This is a genomic window from Hwangdonia lutea (assembly GCF_032814565.1).
In the GTDB taxonomy this organism is placed as follows: domain Bacteria; phylum Bacteroidota; class Bacteroidia; order Flavobacteriales; family Flavobacteriaceae; genus Hwangdonia; species Hwangdonia lutea.
Window position 1 is genome coordinate 2,148,079 of the sequence record NZ_CP136521.1, and the last position, 23,674, is coordinate 2,171,752.

Here is a 23,674-nt window from a genome sequence, read left to right on the forward strand (position 1 = left end):
TTTGGCAGTCGCTTCCTCCTACGTCGGCGAGCTCCAACAAATGCCTCAATCCCTAACGCACATATTTGCTTGATTAAGTTTTTAAACTGAGGGTCGTTTTGTTTTGGGAGAGGTTCGTTAAGAGACTTTGTACACAATGGGCGGTGTCACTTTATGTGCTAAGGCTTTTAGGTTTTATAGGGGTTTGCTGCTATTCATTTGGTGGATTCAAGATAATATCTCTTTTCCCGATCCAAATGTTTTCTTCGTTTTTTACAAGTTCTATGATATTCGAAAAACCTCCCGTCCGATCCAGTTTTTCGGTCATTTCTTTCGTAATTATCTTATCACCCTTAAACCAAGTAGCATTTATCCAATATTCTTTAAAATCTTCCCGCATAAGAGTCATGTGTACATGAGCAGGTTCTGCATTATTTGGATAGGGCGCTGGTTTAATGGTGTAAAATCTATACTTGCCTAAATGATTCGTTTTAGCCCATGCTCGTAAATAGCCGTGTCGAACACCATTTCCTGTTTCATTTCCTTTCTTTTCATAGCGCCCTTTGGCATTGGTGTGGTAAGCATAAACTATCACATTTTCGGCAGGGGTTTTGCCGTCAGCTTCAAAAATTGTCCCTTCCAAAATAAGGCGTTCCCCTTCTGTATTTTCATCAGCAATGCGCGTTTCCCAACTAATGTTTTCAGGTGCTTCACTGGCTCCGCACCATTGACAGTCTGGTATTTTTTGACTGCTTGTTATATTCTGATTTTGAGGTTGTTTAACCGCAATGGTTAGAAAAGAAACAAGCGTACTATCATCTGTTCTTTTCAAATCAGCAAGAAAATGTTGGTCACTTCCAGAAATGAAATTTTTACTCATTTGTCCTGTAAATTGTTTGAAATGTATATCGTAAGCTTCAGGTCTGGCATTTATAACAGTGGTGTGAATATGTCTATTGTCTGCTGAACTCCCATAATCACCGGGCAATATCGTTTTAACAAATACTTGCCCCTTTTCATTTGTAAAAACCTCGCCATTTAAACGTGCCGTAGATTCGTCATTAGGGTTTGTAGGTTCATATTCCCCTTTTGAAGTTGTGTGATACATTTGAATTTTTTGGTTGATTAGTGGAACATTATTTTCTTTGGATTCAAACGTAAGGCATAGCCACAATTTTTGTCCAGCCTCATTTTTATCACTTATTTGGATTTGGTGTTTTGGTTCAAAATCTTTGAACACTTCTAATGTTTCGAGTTCGATGTCATTTAAAGGCAAAATATTTCTGTCTATTGCGCAATGGGTATGTAGCATAGTCAATAATATTATAGTAATCAGTTTTTTCATAGTCATTTCGTTTGGTTTTTAATCACTCGTTCCAACGCTTTTATTTTATCCGATGGTTTTCCGCGTTCTCCAATCCTGACTATAAAAAATATAATGCGCACCATTATTTTATGAACCGTTATGGATGTTGCAAACTTCGATATTTTATCGTCTCTTAAAGTAATCAAATGGGCTTTACTGTTTTTTTCTTTTTCAACAACCAACTCGTTGGCAAATTTCCAGGCGCCATCTCGGGCGATGCTCATGCTAAAGTTTATAAAAAAATCATCAACCTTGTTTGCTAATTTTAAAATCTTAATTAAAGTGGGCCAAATTTTAGATAAATCATTTTGTATTTCATCTACCAAAGCACCCAATATCTCATTAATTTTGTTAAAATCTGAATGCAATGTATCCATTGATGAGCGGTCCGATATTTCAGAAGCAGCAATGCCCAAATCTAAGTTTATATGCGCATTCATACCCAACAGTAAATGTTGAAGTACAATTAAACCGTTATTATTTGAAGACTGAAACGCCATGCCCCAAGACTTTGTAATGGACTTGCCTTGTTTGTAATTATAATACGCCAGCAAATACCTATTGGCAAACAAAACATCCAACCGTTCCATTCTTTCGTCATCATCAAAATAATTGGTGTGCAGTTTATCCTTTACGCTAATGGTTACTTTTTGGTATAATGCTGCAAAATACCCTATGGTGCTTTCGTCTTTTTTGGAGCTTTCAATGATGTCTCCTAAAATATCTATGACTTCGTCAATTGTGTTGGCAACCATTTTATTTGAGATGTTGTTATAGCCTTTGCTCAATTTACATTTTTTTTCATAAAGTGGTAAAATGGATGGTTAATTCTGTTTTCTTATAACAAAGAATACCGTTGAAATTGCTAACGTGAAAAGAGAGGTTCATTTATCGGTTTTGTGCATAGCTCGTTGCGGAAAATCAGCTATGATTTTCCGCCGTGACCGAAAGATAGTGAATTGCAATGAATTCTGATTAGGAATTCAGTCGCAATGAGTTATACACGTTAGGCAACGTTTTTATTTTCGTAATGTTTTATTTCGTTCAGTTCCGATTGTTTTGACTTTTTTTCCTCTTCAATGTCAAAATCGTCTTGAAGTCCGAGCCAGAATTTAGCAGAATTTCCAAAATATTTACTCAATCGCAAAGCCGTATCAGCTGTTATCCTTCGATTTCCTTTTACGATTTCTGAAATTCTTGTTTGTGGTATTTTCAAATCCTTTGCAAGTCTATATGCACTTATTTTTAAAGGCTCTAGAAATTCATAGAGTAGAATTTCGCCAGGATGTATGTTATTCAGCTTTTCCATTTCTTTGTTTTTTAATGATAGTCGATTATTTCCACTTCACTTGCGTTTCCTTTGTCCCATTGAAATATTATTCGCCATTGTTTGTTTATTCGGATACTATAAAATCCGTTTAAATTTCCAGTCAGTTTTTCAAGTCGGTTTGAAGGCGGAATTCGTAAATCGGCAATGTCTTGCGAGTTATTCAGCATTCTCAATTTTCGACGTCCAACGTTCTGAATTTCAATCGGCATTTTTTTGACTCGGATTCCGTCCCAAATCTTTTCGGTTTCTTTCGAGCCAAAGGATATAATCATGCTTTTGTTTCGCGTTACTAACGTCAAAAGTAAGCAAAAAGTTTGATTTGTGCAAATGTTGCCTTATGGCTTTAGGATATAAACTGTCTGGAATATTGTTTATATCCGCCGATAAACGAATATAGCTGAAATTTTTTACGAAGTCTAGTTCAGCGCAACCAAAAAAGCCTCGTAAAATACATTACAAGGCTTTTTTAAAATATTATAAGGCGTGTTTGGAATTACAAACCAAAAGCATCTTTTACTTTATCAACATAATCCAGTTTTTCCCAAGTAAATAACTCAACGTCCAAGGTTATGGTTTCGCCATTTGGTTGGGTGAAGGTTTTGGTAACGGTTTCGTTTTTGCGTCCCATGTGTCCGTAAGCCGCTGTTTCGCTGTACATGGGCGCGCGTAATTTTAAGCGTTCTTCAATGGCAAATGGGCGTAAATCAAAAAGTTTAGATACCTTTTCTGCAATTTCGCCATCAGTCATATTAAAAGGGCACGTTCCAAACGTGTCAATAAAAACACCCATTGGCTCAACCACGCCAATAGCGTAGCTTACCTGTACCAAAATTTCATCGGCAACGCCTGCGGCAACCAAGTTTTTAGCAATGTGGCGTGTGGCATAAGCGGCACTTCTATCAACCTTACTTGGGTCTTTTCCAGAAAATGCACCGCCACCGTGAGCGCCTTTACCGCCATAAGTATCAACAACTATTTTACGACCGGTTAATCCTGTATCGCCATGTGGACCGCCAATAACAAATTTCCCGGTTGGGTTTATATGATAGGTAATCGCATCGTTAAACAACCCTTGTATTTGCTCTGGTAATTTGGCAATAACCCGTGGTATTAAAATCTCAACAATATCCTTTCTTATTTTGGCAAGCATCGCTTCATCTTCATCAAAATCGTCGTGCTGCGTCGATACAACAATGGCATCAATGCGTTGTGGGATATTATCATCGCTGTACTCGATGGTAACCTGACTTTTGGAATCGGGTCTTAAATACGTAATGTCTTTATTTTCTCTGCGCAGTTCAGCAAGTTCTTTTAAAATTCGGTGCGATAAATCTAAAGCCAATGGCATAAAGTTTTCAGTTTCGCGCGTGGCATAACCAAACATCATACCTTGGTCGCCGGCACCTTGCTCTTCTTTTTTCGCTCTTTCAACACCACGGTTTATATCATCAGATTGCTCGTGAATTGCCGATAAAACACCACACGAATTGCCATCAAACATATACTCGCCTTTGGTATATCCAATTTTATTGATGGTCTCTCTCGCTATTTTTTGAACATCTAAATAGGTGGACGATTTTACCTCGCCAGCTAAAACAACTTGCCCCGTGGTTACTAGGGTTTCGCAAGCTACTTTCGAGTCTTTATCAAACGCTATAAAGTTGTCAATTAAAGCATCACTAATTTGGTCTGCTACCTTATCCGGGTGTCCTTCAGAAACACTTTCCGAAGTAAATAAATAAGCCATATTTTAAATTTTATTACAGATTTGACGATAGCGTCGAAGGAAGTTTACACTGCCTTTAGCATTTTTACTTGTGCCTAACCCATTTGCCTAAAATTAATTCAGGATTTTTTACTTATTATTTGTAAAACTTGGTCAACACAAAGAGGTTGCAATCAGTCAAATCTTTCCTCTGTTATTTGTGATGGCAAAAGTAAAAAAATAAAAGAATATGCGAGCCCATTTTTCTTTTTTTAAGAAAAAGAATTGTCATGTAAATATTATTTACAATATTTGTAGCAACAAATGAAAAAGCAAATTTTAAATATCGTTTCAATTATTATCATTGTGATTATTTCACAACGCTAGGGAATGGTATATTAAAACTTAAAATAATTTTAAAAGCCTTCCCAAATCGGAAGGCTTTTTTTATTGGCATGAGTTAGGTTTTTCTATGTGAAATTAATGAAAAACCGCCCTTAAAATTGCGAATAATTTAATCCGAAAAAACACGAAATTTTTCACCGAAAAAAAAACAAACATTGGACATCATAAAAAAACGAGGTTACATCGCTGAAAATCAAATATTTAAACTAATTTTAAGCAACGTGGATTTAACCTAAAAATACAGCAAAAAACAGATTTAAAATTGTAATAATTTAATTTCGTAGCCATTTTAGGAATTTTGTTGAATTTTTAAACAAAATCTTAAATCGCAAGAAGATTTATATTGAAAATAAAGTAAAGCAAAAAATTTTGCAAAAAATATGAATAAACTTAATAAACATAGTAGGAGATTAACACAGGATGAATCTCAACCAGCATCACAAGCCATGTTGTATGCCGTGGGTTTATCTGATGAAGATATGCAAAAAGCCCAAGTGGGGATTGCAAGTACGGGGTACGATGGTAACCCGTGCAACATGCACTTAAACAATTTAGCTGCCGAGGTTAAAATTGAAAGCAAAATAGCCAATATGGTTGGTTTGGTCTTTAACACCATTGGTGTGAGTGATGGTATTTCAATGGGGACTTCGGGGATGAATTATTCGTTAGCGTCCAGGGATATTATTGCAGATTCTATTGAAACGGTAATGAATGCACAAAGTTACGATGCGTTGGTTTCTGTGGTGGGTTGCGATAAAAATATGCCCGGAGCCGTTATTGCGATGCTGCGTTTAAATCGCCCATCGATAATGATGTATGGCGGTACAATCGCTTCTGGAAGTTACAAAGGAAGAAAACTAAACATCGTTTCGGCTTTTGAGGCTTTGGGACAAAAAGTGGCTGGCGAAATAGGTGAAGAAGAATACAGGGATATTATTAAAAGAGCCATTCCGGGCGCAGGTGCCTGTGGCGGGATGTACACCGCAAATACCATGGCTTCGGCTATTGAATGTATGGGCTTTTCGCTGCCTTATAACTCATCTATTCCGGCTGAAAATCCAAATAAATTATCGGAAAGTGAAAGAACGGCGAGAGCCATTAAAAACCTATTGGAATTAGATTTAAAACCATTGGATATCATTTCCAAAAAATCTATTGAAAACGCTGTTGCACTTGTTAACGCTTTAGGTGGTTCAACCAATGCGGTACTGCACTTTTTAGCTATTGCGCACGCTGCGGATATTGAGTTTACTTTAGAAGATTTTCAGCGCGTAAGCGATAAAACACCGCTAATTGCAGATTTAAAACCATCCGGAAAATATTTAATGGAAGATGTTCACGGTATTGGTGGCACTCCAGCAGTAATGAAATATCTATTGGATAACGGCTATTTACACGGCGATTGTTTAACCGTTACGGGCAAAACCCTTGCTGAAAATTTAGCCGATGTGGAACCACTTACTTTTGAAGACGACCAAGATGTTATTTATCCAAAAGACAAAGCTTTAAAGTCTTCAGGTAACCTGCAAATCCTTTATGGCAATTTGGCCACCGAAGGCGCTGTTGCAAAAATTAGTGGAAATGAAGGTTTGTTGTTTGAAGGAAAAGCGGTGGTTTACGATGGCGAACAGGCTGCAAACACTGGAATTTCAAATGGCGAAGTTGAAAAAGGCGATGTTGTCGTTATTCGTTACGTCGGCCCCAAAGGAGGTCCGGGGATGCCAGAAATGTTAAAACCAACCTCATTGATTATGGGAGCTGGTTTAGGAAAGTCTGTCGCTTTAATTACCGACGGACGTTTTTCTGGCGGAACACACGGCTTTGTGGTTGGGCATATTACCCCCGAAGCACAATCAGGCGGCACCATCGGGTTGATTAAAACGGGCGATAAAATTAGAATTAGTGCCGAAGACAACTCCATTAATGTATTGTTATCAGAAGAAGAAATAGCTGAAAGAAAATCGAAATGGGTAGCACCCGAATTGAAACATAAAAAAGGAATATTATATAAATACGCTAAAACTGTAGCATCGGCATCTCAAGGCTGTGTAACCGACGCGTTTTAAATAAAACATTTTTATTTCCGCGAAAGCGGAAATCTCATTAATTGAAATTTATGGAAACTAAAACCATGACAAAAGCAAATTATCTAGAGCAACCAAGCGAGCGCATAACCGGTTGTGAGGCCATAGTTAGAAGTTTAATAGCTGAAGGTGTTGATATTCTTTACGGATATCCCGGTGGTGCTATTATGCCAGTTTATGACGAACTGTTTAAGTACAGAGATGAAATCCATCACGTGTTAACGCGCCACGAGCAAGGTGCAGCACACGCCGCTCAAGGGTTTGCTAGAATTTCCGGACGTGTGGGCGTAGCCATGGCCACTTCTGGACCAGGAGCAACAAATTTAATTACGGGCATTGCCGATGCACAAATAGACTCCACGCCGCTGGTTTGTATTACAGGTCAAGTACCGTCGCACTTATTAGGTAGCGATGCCTTTCAAGAAACCGATATTGTGGGTATTTCTACGCCCGTTACGAAATGGAACTGTCAAGTCACTAAAGCCTCAGATATTCCCGAGGTTTTAGCCCGGGCATTTTATATTGCCAGAAGCGGAAGACCAGGGCCCGTTTTAGTTGATATTACGAAAGATGCCCAATTTGGGGAACTGGATTTTAAATATAAAAAATGTACGGGCGTACGCAGTTATATTCCTGTACCTAAAACGAATTTAGAGTCCGTTAAAGCGGCTGCCGAATTAATTAATGCCGCTAAAAAACCCATGATTGTTTGGGGGCAAGGCGTTATTTTGGGTAAAGCTGAAGCCGAACTTAAAGCCGTTGTTGAAAAAGCAGGTATTCCTGCAGCGTGGACCATTATGGGCGCTTCGGCGTTGCCAACGTCACATCCCTTAAATATTGGTATGGTTGGAATGCATGGTAATTATGCGCCAAATAAGTTAACCAATGAGTGCGATGTGTTAATCGCTATCGGGATGCGTTTTGACGATCGTGTAACGGGGAGTTTAGATACCTATGCCAAACAAGCTAAAGTGATTCATTTTGAAATCGATCCCGCCGAAATTAATAAAAACGTATTTGCAGACGTGCCTGTTTTGGGTAATTCTAAAGACAGTTTAGCGCAATTGTTACCGCTGTTAAATGAAAATTCGCATGAGGCGTGGCATCAAAAATTTAAAGATTTATATGCTGTTGAATACGAAAAAGTGATAAAGGACGATCTTCACCCAACCAAAGAAGGTTTAACAATGGGCGAAGTTTTAAAAGAAATAAATATACAAAGCGAAGGTAATGCTGCCATTGTATCAGATGTGGGGCAGCACCAAATGATTGCTTGTCGCTATTCAGAATTCAACAAAACCAAAAGCAACATTACCTCAGGAGGTTTGGGTACTATGGGCTTTGCTTTACCTGCTGCTATAGGTGCTAAAATGGCTGCGCCAGAGCGCGAGGTAGTCGCTATTATTGGCGATGGTGGCTATCAAATGAATATTCAAGAATTGGGGACTATTTTCCAACAAAAAGCCGCTGTTAAAATCGTGGTTTTAAACAACGAATTTCTAGGCATGGTACGCCAGTGGCAACAGTTGTTTTTTGATAAACGATACGCCTCAACCGAAATGATAAATCCAAATTTCGTAGCCATTGCCGAGGGATATTATATTAAAGCCAGAAAAGTGGTTAAACGGGAAGAGTTGGCCGAAGCTGTAAAAGAAATGATGGCTTCAAAAGAGTCTTACTTCTTAGAGGTTTGCGTAGAAAAAGAAGACAATGTGTTTCCTATGATTCCTTCGGGGGCATCGGTTTCAGACATCCGTTTAAGTTAAATGAAGAATAAAAAATAAAAAAATAGAACAAAGAAGAAAGATGTTTAATGAATGAAAATAAACTTGTTGCATTGTTGAATCAGTCTATTTTCTAGCATCTAATTTCTATTATCTTAAAAAACATGAACGAAGATATAAAAACATTCACATTTTCAATTTATACTGAAAATACTATCGGACTTTTAAATCGTATATCTGCCATTTTTCAGCGCAGGCATATCAATATTGAAAGTTTAACCACATCGCAATCAGAAATCGAGGGCGTAAACCGGTTTGTAATCGTAGTGAACATCACCGAAGAACAAGCAAAAAAAATAATCGGGCAATTTCAAAAGCAAATCGAAGTTATTCGCGCTTATTTTCATACCGAAGAGGAAACGATTTATCAAGAATCCGGTATGTTTAAAATAAAGTCTGATCTATTGTTTGAAGAACCTCAAATTCAAAATATAATTAAAGAAAGCAACGCCAGAATCGTAACGGTAAACAAAGCCTTTTTTGTACTTGAAAAATCTGGAAGACGTCAAGAAATTGAGCTGTTACGGCGCGAATTAAACGCGTTTGGTATTATGCAATTTGTGCGTTCTGGCCGCATTGCTGTTACAAAAGAAGAAATGAAAATAACTGAAATGCTTAAAGCATTCAATAACCAATAATTAACAATAAAATTAAAAATGGGAAATTATTTTAACACCCTTTCATTAAGAGACAAATTAAGCCAATTGGCAAAATGTAGATTTATGGATTCTTCAGAGTTTGAAGATGGTGTAAATGCGTTAAAAGGCAAGAAAATAGTAATTGTAGGCTGTGGTGCTCAAGGCTTAAACCAAGGTTTAAACATGCGGGATTCCGGATTGGATATTTCGTATGCCTTACGCGATGCTGCCATTGCAGAAAAACGTGCCTCCTTTGTAAATGCCTCAGAAAACGGCTTTACAGTGGGTACTTATCAAGAGTTAATTCCAACTGCAGATTTGGTGCTAAACTTAACCCCAGATAAGCAGCATACCAATGTGGTAAACACGGTAATGCCATTAATGAAACAAGGGGCGACATTATCGTATTCTCACGGTTTTAATATTGTTGAAGAAGGCATGGAAATCCGTGAAGACCTTACCGTAATTATGGTGGCACCAAAATGCCCAGGTACCGAGGTGAGAGAAGAATATAAAAGAGGATTTGGCGTACCAACTTTAATTGCGGTACACGAAGAAAACGATCCGGAAGGAAAAGGTTGGGCACAGGCAAAAGCTTACGCCGTGGCAACGGGAGGCGATAGAGCAGGTGTATTGGCATCGTCTTTTATTGCTGAGGTTAAGTCTGATTTAATGGGTGAGCAAACCATTTTATGTGGTTTGTTACAAACCGGTTCAATCCTTTGTTTTGATAAAATGATTGAAAAAGGTATTGATGCTGGTTATGCTTCAAAACTCATCCAATACGGTTGGGAAACCATTACCGAAGGTCTTAAGTATGGTGGTATTACCAATATGATGGACCGACTTTCAAATCCAGCAAAAATTAAGGCTTTTGAATTATCAGAAGAGTTAAAAGATATTATGCGTCCGTTGTTCCAAAAACACATGGACGATATTATTGAAGGTCGTTTCTCTGCAGGTATGATGGCTGATTGGGCTAACGATGATAAAGATTTATTAGGATGGCGAGCTGAAACTGCTGAAACCGCTTTTGAAAAAACACCGGCGAGTGATGTTGAGATTTCAGAGCAAGAATACTATGATAATGGTGTGTTAATGGTGGCTATGGTAAGGGCTGGCGTTGAATTGGCTTTTGAGGCTATGACAGAGTCTGGAATTATCGATGCTTCTGCTTACTACGAGTCGCTGCACGAAACGCCGCTTATAGCAAACACTATTGCAAGAAAGAAATTATATGAAATGAATAGTGTAATATCTGATACTGCAGAGTACGGTTGTTATTTGTTCGATCATGCTTGTAAGCCTTTATTAGCAGATTTTATGAAGAAAATCGATACCGATGTTATTGGCAAAACCTATGCTGCCGATAATGGCGAAGGTGTTGACAATGCCCGATTAATTGAAGTTAATGCGGCTTTAAGAAATCACCCTGTTGAAAAAGTAGGTGAGTTTTTAAGAGCCTCAATGACGGCTATGAAGCCCATAGTTTAATATGAAAATTTATCCCTCAAGATTTCAAAAAACCTTGTAGGTATTTTTAAAACACATTTAATGAATAAGGAGAAAACCACATATTTTCCTAATCTTAGTGATATAAAGCAAGCTGCCGATACCATAAAAAACGTATCGGCAGTTACGCCTTTAAGCCTTAGTTTTAGATATTCCGATACGCACAATGCCCAAGTTTATTTTAAACGCGAAGATTTACAACAAGTCCGATCGTATAAAATTAGAGGAGCTTATAATAAAATAAGTGCTTTGTCTAAAGCGGAAGCCGAAAAAGGTGTGGTATGTGCCAGCGCCGGAAATCATGCTCAGGGCGTTGCGCTATCTTGTAAACTATTAAAAATTAAGGGCACTATTTTTATGCCTGCACCAACGCCAAAACAAAAAGTAGAACAGGTAAAAATGTTTGGTGGTCCCTATGTTTCTATTGTTTTGGAAGGAGATACCTTTGACGATGCAAATCAATTAGCTATTGCCGAATGCGACCAATTGCACAAAACATTTATTCATCCTTTTAATGATAAAAAAGTTATTGAAGGACAGGCCACAATAGCTCTTGAAATTTTAGAACAAGCTACAGCGCCTATCGATTATGTGTTTATAGCCGTTGGCGGCGGCGGATTAGCTGCAGGTTTATCGACGGTTTTTAAGCAACTGTCTCCAAAAACCAAAATAATTGGTGTCGAGCCTGAAGGAGCGCCATCGATGTCGGTTTCAATAAAAAACAATAAAAACACGACTTTAAAAAGTATTGAAAAATTTATTGACGGTGCTGCGGTTAAACGTGTTGGCGATTTAACATTCCCAATATGTAAGCAGAATCTCGATGCTATGATTAGCATTCCCGAAGGTAAAGTTTGTCAGACTATTTTAGATTTGTACAACCGAGACGCTATTGTAGTGGAGCCTGCGGGTGCTTTAAGTATATCGGCGTTGGATTTTTATGCCGAAGAAATTAAAGGAAAGCATGTAGTTTGTGTGGTAAGTGGAAGCAATAACGATATTACAAGAACTTCAGAAATTAAAGAACGTGCTTTGCTTTATGCCAATTTAAAGCATTATTTTATTATTAAATTTCCGCAGCGTGCTGGGGCGCTAAAAGAATTTGTAGTTGATATTTTGGGCGAAAACGACGACATCACCTATTTTCAATATGCTAAAAAAACCAATCGTGAAAACGGGTCGGCCGTGGTTGGGATTGAGTTAAAATCGTCATCAGATTTAGAGCCTTTAATCACTAAAATGAAAGCGCAAAATTTTTATGGTGATTACTTAAATAACAAACCCGATTTGTTTCAGTTTTTGGTGTAACTGTTCCTTTACAATTAATCAATATTTTAATTCGAGTAATTCCTTTTCGCTAAAAGTGCCACCATCCTTTGGTTTTGTTTCTCGTAATGATTTTATTTTTTCAATACTAATGTTTTTGGACGTTCTGGAAAAAGCATTGTTCAAGTAACTAATAATATCTTGTAGATCTTTATCGGTGAATTCTGGGTTTCCAGCCAAACCAGGCATGGTTGTATTTAAATCGTACAACTTGCCGTTAACATGGATTGGCCCCGACAAACCATGCAAAATAATTAAGGCTAGCCTTTCGGTCGATCCTGATACGTATTCTGAATTTTTTAAGGGCGGTGCAAGCCCATCAACACCGTCACCATTTATTCCATGGCACGCCGCACATGTTTTTTTATACAGTTTGTATCCAGCAGTACGAGCATCGGTACCCACGGTTGTTTCAGTAAAAATAGCATGCTTTAAATCTTTGCTTTTATTGTTTAATGTTTGAGCTAATAACTCAGATAAAATGGTGTCGGAAGTATCTTTTTTAATGGTATTTAGATAAACCAAAAAGTCCTCCTCAACACCTCTTAAACTATTTATGATGCCCTCTTGATACGCTTTTTCGGCTTCGTGCTTTTGTGATAATTCCAAAATCAAAGGAAAAAATGTTTCGGTTGAAAACGGTATCCATGCTCCTAAAGTGTTGGCTATATACAAATCGATTTCCGTATCGTTTTTTTGAAGCAAATGGCTTATTATTTTTTCAGTTGAATTCAAGTGGTCTGCGGAAGCAAATTGCTCTATCAATGTTAAAGCGTGACTTATAACGTTGCTTCTGCTGTCTGAATATAGTATGTTTTCCAGTACATTATAATCAAGAGCTTGCATCCCATTTAAAGCATGCATGGCATGTATTTGGGCTATGGGATTCGCTTCATCAGCAATTATCTCCTTTAAAAGAGGTATTGTAGATTTGTCTTTTTTAAAAACAAGTAATTGTTGTGCGCGGTCTCTTAGCCAACCATTGGGGCTTTTAAGTAAATCTACTAATGCTTTAGTTTTTAAATCTTCAATTTTAACGGTTTCTTGGAAAGTGCTATTTTCATGGCTTACTTTTAATATGCGGCCCATGCCTATAATGGTATCAAGCTTTTTATCGGCATAATGCTTTTGTAAATACGGGGTTAAAAAAGCTTTGTCCTGTATGATTCCGCGGTGCATATCTACGATATACATGTTTCCATCGGGTCCGTTGAACAGATTTACGGGACGAAATCCTTCATCTGTAGATGCAATAAATTCTTTCTCTGGAATGGCTTGTTTAGCGGTCATTTTGTTGTAAGAAAAGCTTAAAACATGGCGTTTAACCAAATTAGCCTCAGGAGCACACACAAAGGCATTTTCAGTATAGCTTTCCGGGAATTGACCACCTCGATAAACCAATGGCCCGCAGGCCGAGGTAACATTAACCAGAATACTATCTTTATCTAAAACACCTTTTTGATAACCTCGGTTCACAGAAGTTGCATGTAGAGGATATACACGCTGGTCTGGGGTTAGGGTTTTGTTTAGCGTTGCAGTTGGTTTGTAATAAGGGTTTTTAATAACTGTATTTGGCAAAACATAATCGCCAATTAATTGGGTGGAGTTATTGTTGTAGTACAGCCTTCCAAAATTATCTTTGGTTATGCCCCATTGCCCTCGAAACGATGTGGGTTCTTTAATCCACTTCCCATTTTTCATTTGATAGCGAAAATTCGATTTGGCATTATAAATCCAATTATCAATATGCATCATTAATCCATTGGGTTGATGCTCAACATTTCCGCCGTCGGCGTATAAAGAATCCACTAAAACCTTGTTTACAGGCATGTCGTCTTCAATATTTACAAAATACAAATTTGGAGGTTCGGCATACAATAAACCGCCATACACATGGGCGATTGCCCTTGGAAGTATGAGCCCGTCAATAAACACCTTTGAGTGATCGGTGATGCCATCGTGGTCTAAATCTTCTAAAATCGAAATAGTGCCGTTGGGCATGTCGGCGCCACTATCTTCTAAATTCTGCATATAGCCTTTCATTTCAACCACCCACATTCTGCCTTTGTTGTCAAAATCCATGGCTACGGGAGCTTCAATAAAAGGTTCTGAGGCTACAACATCTAAATTAAAACCGGATTCAATATGGTAATTGTCTAGTGAAATTAAAGGCTCATCATACGAAACGGTGTTGCATCCTGTTGCAATTATCGCCAGTGCTAAAGTTGTTAAGATTCTTGAAAGCGGTTTTTTATTTCTCAAAAATTAAAAGATTTTTATTTGTAAATGTGTTATCGAAAAGCTAAAATTCTCTGATTTTTATACTTCTAAAGTGTACGGTATCGCCATGGTCTTGTAATAAAATATGACCGCTTTGCCATTGTCCAAATGCTGGCCAGCCTTTGAATTTACTATAAGCCACAAGTGCTTTGAATATTTGCGAATGCCTATCGTATTCAATCACCTTTTCATTATTTAACCAATGCTCTACGTGCGAACCTTTCACGATAATTCTCGCTTTGTTCCAGTTGCCAACGCCTTTAAAAGTTTTGTTTCTTCCCGGTATCGAAAGGTTTTCTGCTTTAATCAAATCGTAAAGCGACCCCAGGGTTCGGTTTCCATTTGTGCCTGCTTTTGCATCGGGATGGTTTTTATCATCTAAAATTTGAAATTCACATCCAATGGTTAATCCCGTATTTTTATTTAATGGGGTGTTGACAAAATATTTAATGCCACTATTTGCGCCTTTGGTAATTTTGAATTCAAGTTCTAACTCAAAGCTACTGAATTGTTTTTCTGTAACAAGGTCTCTGGGACCTGTTGATTCGTTGCCATCTGTGGCCAAAATAGTTAGTTCACCATTTTTGATTTCCCATCCAGATTCTGGAAAATGATCTTGTTTTGCTCCGCGCCAGCCTTTACCGGTCTTACCATCCCAAAGTAAACGCCAACCTTTATCTTTCTCATTTTGGGTAAGCGTATTTACCAAATAACTCATTTCTTTAACGTCAGGGTTGGCTGGCCATCGTGCCTCATTTAAGTTATCTGTTTTAATTCTAATATTCCGCCATTTAATTTCTTTTCCAGCAAGATTTTCATTGGAACCAATGCCGTGAACTTGCAATGCAATAAAGCCCGATGGTGTTAAATCGTCAACTAAGTTTGAACATGGCACACCATTTATCCAAGTTTTAATGGAGTTGCCAATGGCCTCAATTCTACAGCGATTCCATACCCCATTTTTAAAAGCCTTTCTGCCTTTTGGGTTTAAAGATAATGGGTACAACCAGGCTCTTCGACCTTCATCATAAATACCGCCACTAAAAGCACGATCGCTAGGGTCTAACTCAAATTGATAGCCATGAACCCTTCCGTTGTTATAAGCCTTAAAACTATTGGACCTAAACTGTACTCCAGAATTGATTGATGGATCGACTAACACCTCAAATTCCAAAATAAAATCGTCATATTTTTTTTCAGTAGCTAAAAAACTGTTTGGGATGTTAGTTTTGGTAGTGCCAATTATTTCTCCGTTTTCAACCCTATATTTTGCGGTACCGTTTAGTTGTTTCCAACCTGTTAAATCTTTACCATTAAAAAGGTCTATCCATTCGTTGTTTGAAACTTGCGCGTCAGCTTCATTGTTGCTAAAGCATAAGGTTAAAGCACAAATTAAAGCGTATAATCTAAAGGTTTTAAAATTCACGATAATTTCCATCTAAATATTGATTGGCTTTTTCCTCAGAAAATTTTGCTTTTTCGCTATCCCAATGCAATGTTTCATTAGGAAAACGACCTGCAATAACTCCCAAAAGAATCGTTTCTGTTAATTTCGATGCATAAGAAAAAGGCGCTGTACATTCATCTTTACCTAGGCAGGCATCAACAAACTGATGATAATGTTTTGGGCCTTCAGAAGCGTAATTACGTATGGGTTTGCCCATGTTATTTGCTTTTTCAACCGCTTCAATTTCTGCGGATATGTCAACATATTTCCCATCTACAATTTTTTGTGGTAACTGCATAAAATGAGGTAAAAGTAAGCGGCCTTTTTCGCCAACAAACATGGCGCCCTGTTCTGGTAAAACACCTTTGGAAGCGACTTTGGTTTCAAGCGACATTTTATCTTCTAAATTTTCGTCTTTTGTTTCTGAAGAAGTTTCTTTTTTTGCACCGGGCAATAGTAAATCTTCATGATCTTTTGGAGCTCCGGGGCCATCGTACCAAATCCATTTTAAGGTTTCGGCAGTATGTTTTGTTTGAGGAAACTCATATGTTACTATATTGTTTTCCGGGAAACCAAATCCGTTAGGTTCACGGCATTCGTTTTTTATGGTTTTAGGGACGTCAAGCTCAAGAGCGTTGTACGGTGTATCAAAAATATGAACACCCATATCGCCTAAAGTACCACAGCCGTAATCCATTAATTTACGCCAATTTCCGGGGTGATAAACGTCTTTTTTGTAAGGGCGCTTAGCCGATGTTCCTAGCCATAAATTCCAATCTAAAGTTTCGGGTATGGGGTCGCTACCTTCTGGGGCAGCACCGTCGTAACCCCAATTTTTTGGTGACCAAGCATGTACGGTATGCACTTTTCCTATAATTCCGGATTGGATTAATAAAGTCGCCAACTTATAATCATAGAATGAATGCACTTGAATACCCATTTGTGTTACCAAGTTTTTCTCTTTAGCAAGTTTGCTCATGGCACGGGCTTCGGAGACGTGGTGTGTTAGTGGTTTTTGGCAATACACGGCTTTATTCATATTCATGGCAAGCATAGAAGCTGGAGCGTGCGTGTGGTCTGGGGTTGAAACAACTACCGCATCAATCTCATCGCTCATCTCCTTTAGCATGATTCTGTAATCAGAATATGTTTTTGCATTCGGGAAAAGCTTTTTAGCTTGGTTGAGATAATTTGAATCCACATCACATAATGCTGTAACATCAACTAAAGGATGCGATGCCGTGTCCTTAAGGTCGGCTAATCCCATGTTGCCAACACCAATATGGGCAGTTCTTAGACGGCCATTTTTAGTTTTGGCAGCACTCATTAATAACGAAGGTGCAATGGCTAAACCTGCAACCCCTAATCCGCTTTTTTTTAAAAAGTCTCTTTTGTTCATGTGATGTGTTTTTATAGTTTTTTTATTTTAATATTTCTAAACCAAATAGGACTTGAATGGTCTTGAAGCCCAATAAAGCCTGTTTTATAAATGCCATAATTAGGGCTGTTTTTCCATTTATCAGAATTCTTTTTTTCCTCCCAAGCTTCATCCCATGGGACAAACGACAATAATTTTTTTCCGTTTAACCAATGCTCTACGTTTTCTGGGGTAAATATGATTTTTGAAGTATTCCATTCACCTATAGGGTGTAATATTTTTTGCGATTGGTCTGCAGGGTGCATGGCATAATCCGATCCGGTTCTTTGCAAAGGTTTCAGCTCGCCTGGGTTTTCGGTATAGCCTAAACTTTTATTATAGGCTGTAAGATCGTGTATATCGGCATAGCCTAAGTCGTCAATTAATTGATATTCGGGTGCAATTTCGGGAATGCTACCGTGACCTTCTTTTACATGATAAAAAATACCGCTGTTACCACCTTTTGGTAGCTTCCATTCTACGTGAAGTTCAAAATTATCAAACTCTTCGGCAGCGTAAATAATATCCTTTCCGCCTGTGTAATTTTGTTCTAAGCCCAATTCTGTATCAAAGGTTAACACATTGTCTTTTATAGTCCAACCCGGAGGTAAGGCATCGCCGTTGTAGGCGCGCCATCCATCTAAACTAGAGCCATCAAAAAGATAAATCCATTCGTTGTTTACAGTATTGTTTTCTTCTAATTTTTCACTTTTCTTCTCTCCTTTACAAGCTAGAATTACGAGTGCGATAGATAATGCTAAAATTGCTTTTTTCATGTTTTATAAAAATTTTAGGTAAATATAGTATTAATTTGAATTACTCCATAGTAAGTACCAAATCATCTTGTTTTACCATAGTGCCCGAATTTAAAGTAATCGATTTTATTTTACCTGCATGAGATGCTACAATAGTGGTTTCCATTTTCATGGCTTCAATAATAAATAGCGGTTCGTTCTCTTTAACTTCCTGACCTCGTTTGACCAAAACTTTATATAACGAACCTTGTAAAGGCGCACCTATTTCATTCGCATTTTCAGGATCAACCTTTCTATTTTCCTGCTTTTTTATGTTTAGTTTATTGTCGCGAACTTCAACATATCTGTTTTCCCCATTCACCCTAAAAAACACGAGTCTGATGCCATCTTCATTGGGTTCACTTACTGAAAGTAGTTTTACAATAAGGGTTTTACCAGGTTGTAGCGTAACCAATATTTCTTCGCCGCTCGTTAAGCCATAAAAGAAGCTTTTAGTTGGGAGTCGGCTTAAGCTGCCGTAACGTTTGTATTTGTTATGTGCTTCTTCAAAAACCTTGGGGTATAAACAGTACGACAAAAAGTCTTCAAATTCGATGGGTCTTGTAAACCCTTTTTGGAATTTTTTTGCAAATGCTTTAAATTCCGTGTCAAAATCTATGGGTTTTAAATGGGCGTTAGGTCTGTCTTTATAAGGTTTTTTGTCTTTTAGAATAATCTTCTGAAGTTTTTTAGGAAAGCCACCAACAGGTTGCCCTAAATCGCCTTTAAAGAAATTTATAACAGATTCTGGAAACGAAATTTCATGCCCGCGCTCCATAACTTCTTCGGGGGTTAAATTGTTTGTTACCATAAAAATCGCCATGTCACCAACCACTTTAGAGCTAGGGGTGACTTTTATTAAATCGCCAAACAAGGTATTTACCTCCCCGTACATTTTCTTAACATCATCAAAGCGGTCTGCTAATCCTAAAGCAGTTGCTTGCGGACGTAAGTTTGAATATTGCCCGCCAGGGATTTCATGTTGAAAAACCTCGGCAGTTCCAGACTTTAAACCAGATTCAAACGGATAGTAAAGTTCACGAGTGTCTTCCCAGAAATTTGAAAATTGATTAAGTGTACCCATGTCAAAATGATGGGCTCGTTTTTCATATGTCATCATTTCAACAATGGCATTAAAATTGGGTTGCGAGGTTAACCCCGATAGTCCACCCAGGGCTACGTCAACCACATCCACGCCCGCTTCAATGGCCTTTAAATAGGTGGCTGTTTGTAAAGATGAGGTGTCGTGGGTATGTAATTGAATGGGCAAATTAACGGTGTCTTTTAAAGCGGCGACCAATTCTGTTACGGCATAAGGTTTTAGTAGGCCCGCCATATCTTTAATGGCAATCATGTGGGCACCTGCATTTTCTAAATCTTTGGCGAGTTGTGTATAATATTTTAAGTTGTATTTGGTTTGTTTGGGGTTTAAAATATCGCCTGTATAACTTATCGCTGCTTGAGCAATACCGTCTGTTTTTTTGCGCACGTAAGAAATACTAGGTTCCATAGCGGTAACCCAATTGAGTGAATCGAAAATCCTAAAAACATCAACGCCATTGCCCCATGCCATTTCTACAAAAGCTTCAATTAAATTGTCCGGATATGCTTTGTAACCCACGCCATTTGAACCGCGAAGTAGCATTTGCAATAAAATGTTTGGCGCCGCGGCACGAAGTTCTCTTAATCGACCCCACGGATTTTCGTGTAAAAACCGTAAGCACACATCAAAAGTGGCGCCTCCCCAAACTTCCATACTAAAGGTGTTTGGATGGTTTTTGGCAAAACTTTCGGTCACCTTCAACATATCGTAAGTTCGCATTCTAGTTGCCAATAACGATTGGTGCGCATCGCGCATGGTGGTATCGGTATAATGGATTTTAGTGTCGTTTTTTAACCAGGCGCAAAATTTTTCGGGGCCCAATTCGGTCAACAAATTTTTGGTGCCTTTTGGGTATGCATCAATGTGATTAAATTTTGGCACTTTGGGGTCTCTAAACACTTTTGATGCATCGGTAAATTTTACATCGGGGTTTCCGTTTACCGTAACATCGCCTAAATATTGAGTGATTTTGGTGGTGCGATCTTGCGGTAATTTTATTTTAAATAATGATGGGGTGTTTTGAATAAAATTAACCGTAGCATTGCCTGCTTTAAAGGTTTGGTGCTGAATGACATTTTGAAGAAAATGAATGTTGGTTTTTACACCACGAATACGAAACTCCCTTAAAGCGCGTGTCATTTTTCTAACAGCACCATCTAAAGTTCTGCCCTGCGCTGAAACTTTAACCAACATAGAATCAAAAAATGGACTCACACTGTACGATTGATAAATACTTCCGGCATCTAAACGAATACCCATGCCCGAGGCGCTGCGATAGGTTGAAATAGTGCCGTAATCTGGAGTGAAATTATTTTCAGGATCCTCGGTTGTTAGTCGGCATTGCAAAGCAAAACCATTTGTAGATAAGCTGCCTTGGTCAAATATTTTAATTTGTTTGTCTGATAATTTATAGCCACCAGCCACAAATATTTGGGTTTTTACCAAATCGATGCCTGTTACCATTTCGGTAACCGTGTGTTCCACTTGTATTCGCGGGTTTACTTCAATAAAATAAATATTATAATTTTTGTCCAATAAGAATTCAACGGTGCCAATATTATTATAGCTAACTTCTTTGGCAATGGTAACGGCGTAATTGTAAAGCTCTTGTTTTACGTTTTCGGGCAACCCAAACGATGGCGCGACCTCAACCACTTTTTGATGACGGCGCTGTACCGAGCAATCACGCTCAAATAAATGGCGAATATTACCATGGTTATCAGCAACTATTTGAACTTCAATGTGTTTGGGGTCTTCAACATATTTTTCCAAAAACATGGTGTCATCACCAAAGGCGTTTAAGGCTTCGTTTTTTGCTGAATCAAAATGCTGCTCTAAATCTTCCGCAGTTCTTACAATACGCATACCGCGACCACCACCACCCGAAGCGGCTTTTAGCATTAAAGGGAAGCCAATGCTTTCTGCTTCAGACAAAGCGATTTTTAATGAGGATAACTTCTTTTTATTACTTTCAATAATAGGAACATGGCATTTTACTGCTATCTTTTTAGCCATAATTTTATCGCCCAAAGCATCCATAACTTCTGGTTTCGGACCAATAAAAACAATACCGTTTTCCGCACATTTCCTGGCAAATGTTGAGTTTTCAGATAAAAAACCATAACCCGGATGTATGGCATCTACATTTTTGGATTTTGCCAATCGGATGATGGCCTCAATATCCAAATACGGTTTTAAAGGCTGATTGTTTTCTCCAATTTGATACGATTCATCGGCTTTGTATCGATGTTGCGAGTAGCGGTCTTCGTAAGTGTAAATGGCAACGGTATCAATGTTTATTTCGCTACAAGCTCTTAAAACCCTAATGGCAATTTCACTTCTATTGGCAACTAATATTTTTTTAATTTTCATGGTTTGTTTTTACTGCGTATTTAATTTTATAAAAATATAGGTATTTATAATTAAATGCTATCCATTTTTGAATTAAACGAAGATTTTTGTTAAAAACACTGAATATCTTTCATTTTACATTTTTTGAAAAACCGTATTGCCATAAAAAAAACAGCCGAAAACGTTTGAGCCATAAATATTTTATTAACATGTAATTAAAGTGTTAAGAATATCGTATTTCTTCAAACAAACACCTGTTTTTAAAAGTCTTTAAGGTTAAAAATAAATACCTTAGCATTAGATTAAAACGCTATGTTGGATATGACATGAACCATGAATCATTCATAAAATGACATAAAATGATCCTTGGCAAATGACGTCTGACAGAAAACAAACAATAAAACTCAAACCCGATGACAACGACTTTTTCAGAAATTCCGGAAACTTATAAAATCAAATCTCTTTTACATCAAAAAACATACTTGGTTGATGGTGAATTAAAACAGTGGGAAGGTGATACCGCAGAAGTATATTCTACGATTTCTTCAACAGAAAACTACAAACCAACACTTCTAGGAACCATTCCTCAATTAGGCGAAAAAGAAGCTTTAGATGCTTTGAATTCTGCTTGTTCAGCTTATGATAAAGGTAAAGGTTTATGGCCAACTATGAAGGTTATTGACCGTATTGCGTGCATGGAAAAGTTTGTGGAGCAAATGAAAACCAAGCGCGAGGAAGTGGTTAAGCTTTTAATGTGGGAAATAGGCAAAAATTTACCGGATTCTGAAAAGGAATTTGATAGAACCGTCGATTATATTTACGATACCATTGAAGCCTACAAACAAATTGATAGAAACTCTGCAAAATTTGAGAAAAATTCTGGCGTTTATGCGCACATTCGCCGCGGACCATTAGGTGTGGTGCTGTGCTTAGGGCCTTATAATTATCCGCTTAACGAAACGTTTACCTTGCTTATTCCGGCTTTAATTATGGGAAACCCCGTCATTTTTAAACCAGCCAAAATCGGCGTTTTATTAATATCACCTTTATTGGAAGCGTTTCAAAACAGTTTTCCAAAAGGCGCGGTAAATATTGTTTATGGCCGCGGTCGTGTTTTGGCAACGCCCATAATGCAATCTGGAAAAATAGACGTTTTGGCCTTAATTGGTAACAGTAAATCTGCCAACGCCTTACAAGCGCAACATCCCAAAGGAAATAGGTTGCGCATGGTTTTAGGTTTAGAGGCTAAAAACCCAGCTATTGTGTTGCCACATGCCGATTTAGACCTGGCCGTTGAAGAGTGCATTGCAGGAACGCTATCGTTTAACGGGCAACGCTGTACGGCTTTAAAAGTATTATACGTTCACGAATCTATTGTCGATGAATTTAACAAACGTTTTTCTGAAAAAGTAGACGCTCTTAAATTTGGAAACCCTTGGGAAACAGGTGTGAAATTAACACCACTTCCAGAGGTTGAGAAACCAGGCTATATTCAAGAATTAATTGATGATGCTTTGGAAAAAGGTGCTAAAAAGCAAAACGAAAAGGGAGGCAAAACATCAGAGAATTTTATATTTCCGGCGGTATTGTATCCGGTAACCAAAGACATGCGCGTGTTTAAAGAGGAGCAATTTGGCCCTGTGATTCCTGTTGTGCCTTTCAAAAATATTGACACACCTTTAGATGATATGGCAGAATCTAATTACGGCCAACAAGTGAGTTTATTTGGTAAAGATATCGATACACTTTCGCCGTTAATTGATACCTTGGTTAATTTGGTTTGTAGAGTGAATTTGAATAGTTCGTGCCAACGCGGACCCGATGTTTATCCTTTTACAGGAAGAAAAGATTCGGCTTATGGTACATTAAGTGTACACGATGCATTGCGTTCGTTTTCAATACGAACCTTTGTGGCATCAAAAGACAACCCGTATAACAATGCCATTTTAAAAGGATTGTTGGATAAAAAAGCTTCTAATTTTATCAGTACTGATTATATATTGTAGTCCTGAGTTCATTAAAAAATTAAAAAGTGTCATATTGAGCGCAGTCGAAATGTTGTTAAAAACGATATTTTACAATGTCTTCGACTGCGCTCATACTGACATCCAGTACGCTAACAATTTTTATCTGGTACTAAAAAATTGTAATCA

16 protein-coding genes are annotated in these 23,674 nt (G+C 37.9%); 6 read left to right on the forward strand and 10 right to left on the reverse strand.

The features are described from left to right. Window positions 1-190: 190 nt before the first annotated feature. The 5 genes from RNZ46_RS09305 to metK all read right to left on the reverse strand — a co-directional run bounded on the left by RNZ46_RS09305 (window position 191) and on the right by metK (window position 4,422). Window positions 191-1,324, reverse strand: coding sequence for a dioxygenase family protein (locus RNZ46_RS09305; protein WP_316981936.1), 1,134 nt, complete (start codon window positions 1,322-1,324; stop codon window positions 191-193). Window positions 1,325-1,326: 2 nt separating this feature from the next. After that, window positions 1,327-2,133, reverse strand: coding sequence for a DUF5995 family protein (locus tag RNZ46_RS09310; protein ID WP_316981937.1), 807 nt, complete (start codon window positions 2,131-2,133; stop codon window positions 1,327-1,329). A 218-nt stretch (window positions 2,134-2,351) separates the two neighbouring features. Then, window positions 2,352-2,654 (reverse strand): HigA family addiction module antitoxin, encoded by a 303-nt coding sequence (locus RNZ46_RS09315; protein ID WP_316981938.1) that lies wholly within the window; start codon window positions 2,652-2,654, stop codon window positions 2,352-2,354. An 11-nt stretch (window positions 2,655-2,665) separates the two neighbouring features. Further along, a complete protein-coding gene (locus RNZ46_RS09320; RefSeq protein ID WP_316981939.1) occupies window positions 2,666-2,947 on the reverse strand; it encodes a type II toxin-antitoxin system RelE/ParE family toxin in 282 nt (93 codons plus the stop codon). Window positions 2,948-3,168: 221 nt separating this feature from the next. Beyond that, window positions 3,169-4,422 carry a methionine adenosyltransferase gene (metK, locus tag RNZ46_RS09325; protein ID WP_316981940.1) on the reverse strand — a complete coding sequence of 418 codons (1,254 nt, stop codon included), beginning with the start codon at window positions 4,420-4,422 and terminating at the stop codon, window positions 3,169-3,171. Window positions 4,423-5,165: 743 nt separating this feature from the next. Between metK and ilvD the strand changes: the two genes are divergently transcribed. From ilvD to ilvA, 5 genes are all read left to right on the forward strand, one after another. Beyond that, entirely contained in the window at window positions 5,166-6,851 is a 1,686-nt protein-coding gene (gene ilvD / locus RNZ46_RS09330) for a dihydroxy-acid dehydratase (RefSeq protein WP_316981941.1), read from the forward strand. A gap of 50 nt (window positions 6,852-6,901) precedes the next feature. Then, window positions 6,902-8,635, forward strand: coding sequence for a biosynthetic-type acetolactate synthase large subunit (gene ilvB, locus RNZ46_RS09335; protein ID WP_316981942.1), 1,734 nt, complete (start codon window positions 6,902-6,904; stop codon window positions 8,633-8,635). Between the two features lie 122 nt (window positions 8,636-8,757). Then, a complete protein-coding gene (ilvN, locus tag RNZ46_RS09340) occupies window positions 8,758-9,291 on the forward strand; it encodes an acetolactate synthase small subunit (protein WP_316981943.1) in 534 nt (177 codons plus the stop codon). Between the two features lie 18 nt (window positions 9,292-9,309). Further along, window positions 9,310-10,785, forward strand: a complete 1,476-nt coding sequence (gene ilvC / locus RNZ46_RS09345; RefSeq protein WP_316981944.1) for a ketol-acid reductoisomerase — start codon at window positions 9,310-9,312, stop codon at window positions 10,783-10,785. A gap of 60 nt (window positions 10,786-10,845) precedes the next feature. Beyond that, window positions 10,846-12,111: a threonine ammonia-lyase IlvA gene (gene ilvA, locus RNZ46_RS09350; RefSeq protein WP_316981945.1), complete on the forward strand. Its 1,266-nt coding sequence runs from the start codon at window positions 10,846-10,848 to the stop codon at window positions 12,109-12,111. An 18-nt stretch (window positions 12,112-12,129) separates the two neighbouring features. On the opposite strand, the gene RNZ46_RS09355 is transcribed toward ilvA, so the two are convergent. From RNZ46_RS09355 to RNZ46_RS09375, 5 genes are read right to left on the reverse strand one after another with little or no spacing between them, the layout of a single operon-like run. Beyond that, window positions 12,130-14,391 carry a DUF7133 domain-containing protein gene (locus tag RNZ46_RS09355; RefSeq protein ID WP_316981946.1) on the reverse strand — a complete coding sequence of 754 codons (2,262 nt, stop codon included), beginning with the start codon at window positions 14,389-14,391 and terminating at the stop codon, window positions 12,130-12,132. A gap of 40 nt (window positions 14,392-14,431) precedes the next feature. Beyond that, window positions 14,432-15,847, reverse strand: coding sequence for a 3-keto-disaccharide hydrolase (locus tag RNZ46_RS09360; protein WP_316981947.1), 1,416 nt, complete (start codon window positions 15,845-15,847; stop codon window positions 14,432-14,434). Beyond that, complete coding sequence (locus tag RNZ46_RS09365; RefSeq protein ID WP_316981948.1) at window positions 15,825-17,255, reverse strand: Gfo/Idh/MocA family protein; 1,431 nt, start codon at window positions 17,253-17,255, stop codon at window positions 15,825-15,827. Before RNZ46_RS09365 ends, RNZ46_RS09360 begins: the two co-directional genes overlap by 23 nt. 11 nt (window positions 17,256-17,266) lie before the next feature. Next, on the reverse strand, window positions 17,267-18,049 hold the full coding sequence (locus tag RNZ46_RS09370; protein ID WP_316981949.1) for a 3-keto-disaccharide hydrolase: 783 nt from the start codon (window positions 18,047-18,049) through the stop codon (window positions 17,267-17,269). A 40-nt stretch (window positions 18,050-18,089) separates the two neighbouring features. After that, window positions 18,090-21,542, reverse strand: coding sequence for a pyruvate carboxylase (locus RNZ46_RS09375; RefSeq protein WP_316981950.1), 3,453 nt, complete (start codon window positions 21,540-21,542; stop codon window positions 18,090-18,092). 392 nt (window positions 21,543-21,934) lie between these two features. On the opposite strand from RNZ46_RS09375, the gene RNZ46_RS09380 reads away from it, so the two are divergent. Beyond that, window positions 21,935-23,527, forward strand: coding sequence for an NADP-dependent glyceraldehyde-3-phosphate dehydrogenase (locus RNZ46_RS09380; RefSeq protein ID WP_316981951.1), 1,593 nt, complete (start codon window positions 21,935-21,937; stop codon window positions 23,525-23,527). Window positions 23,528-23,674 lie beyond the last annotated feature (147 nt).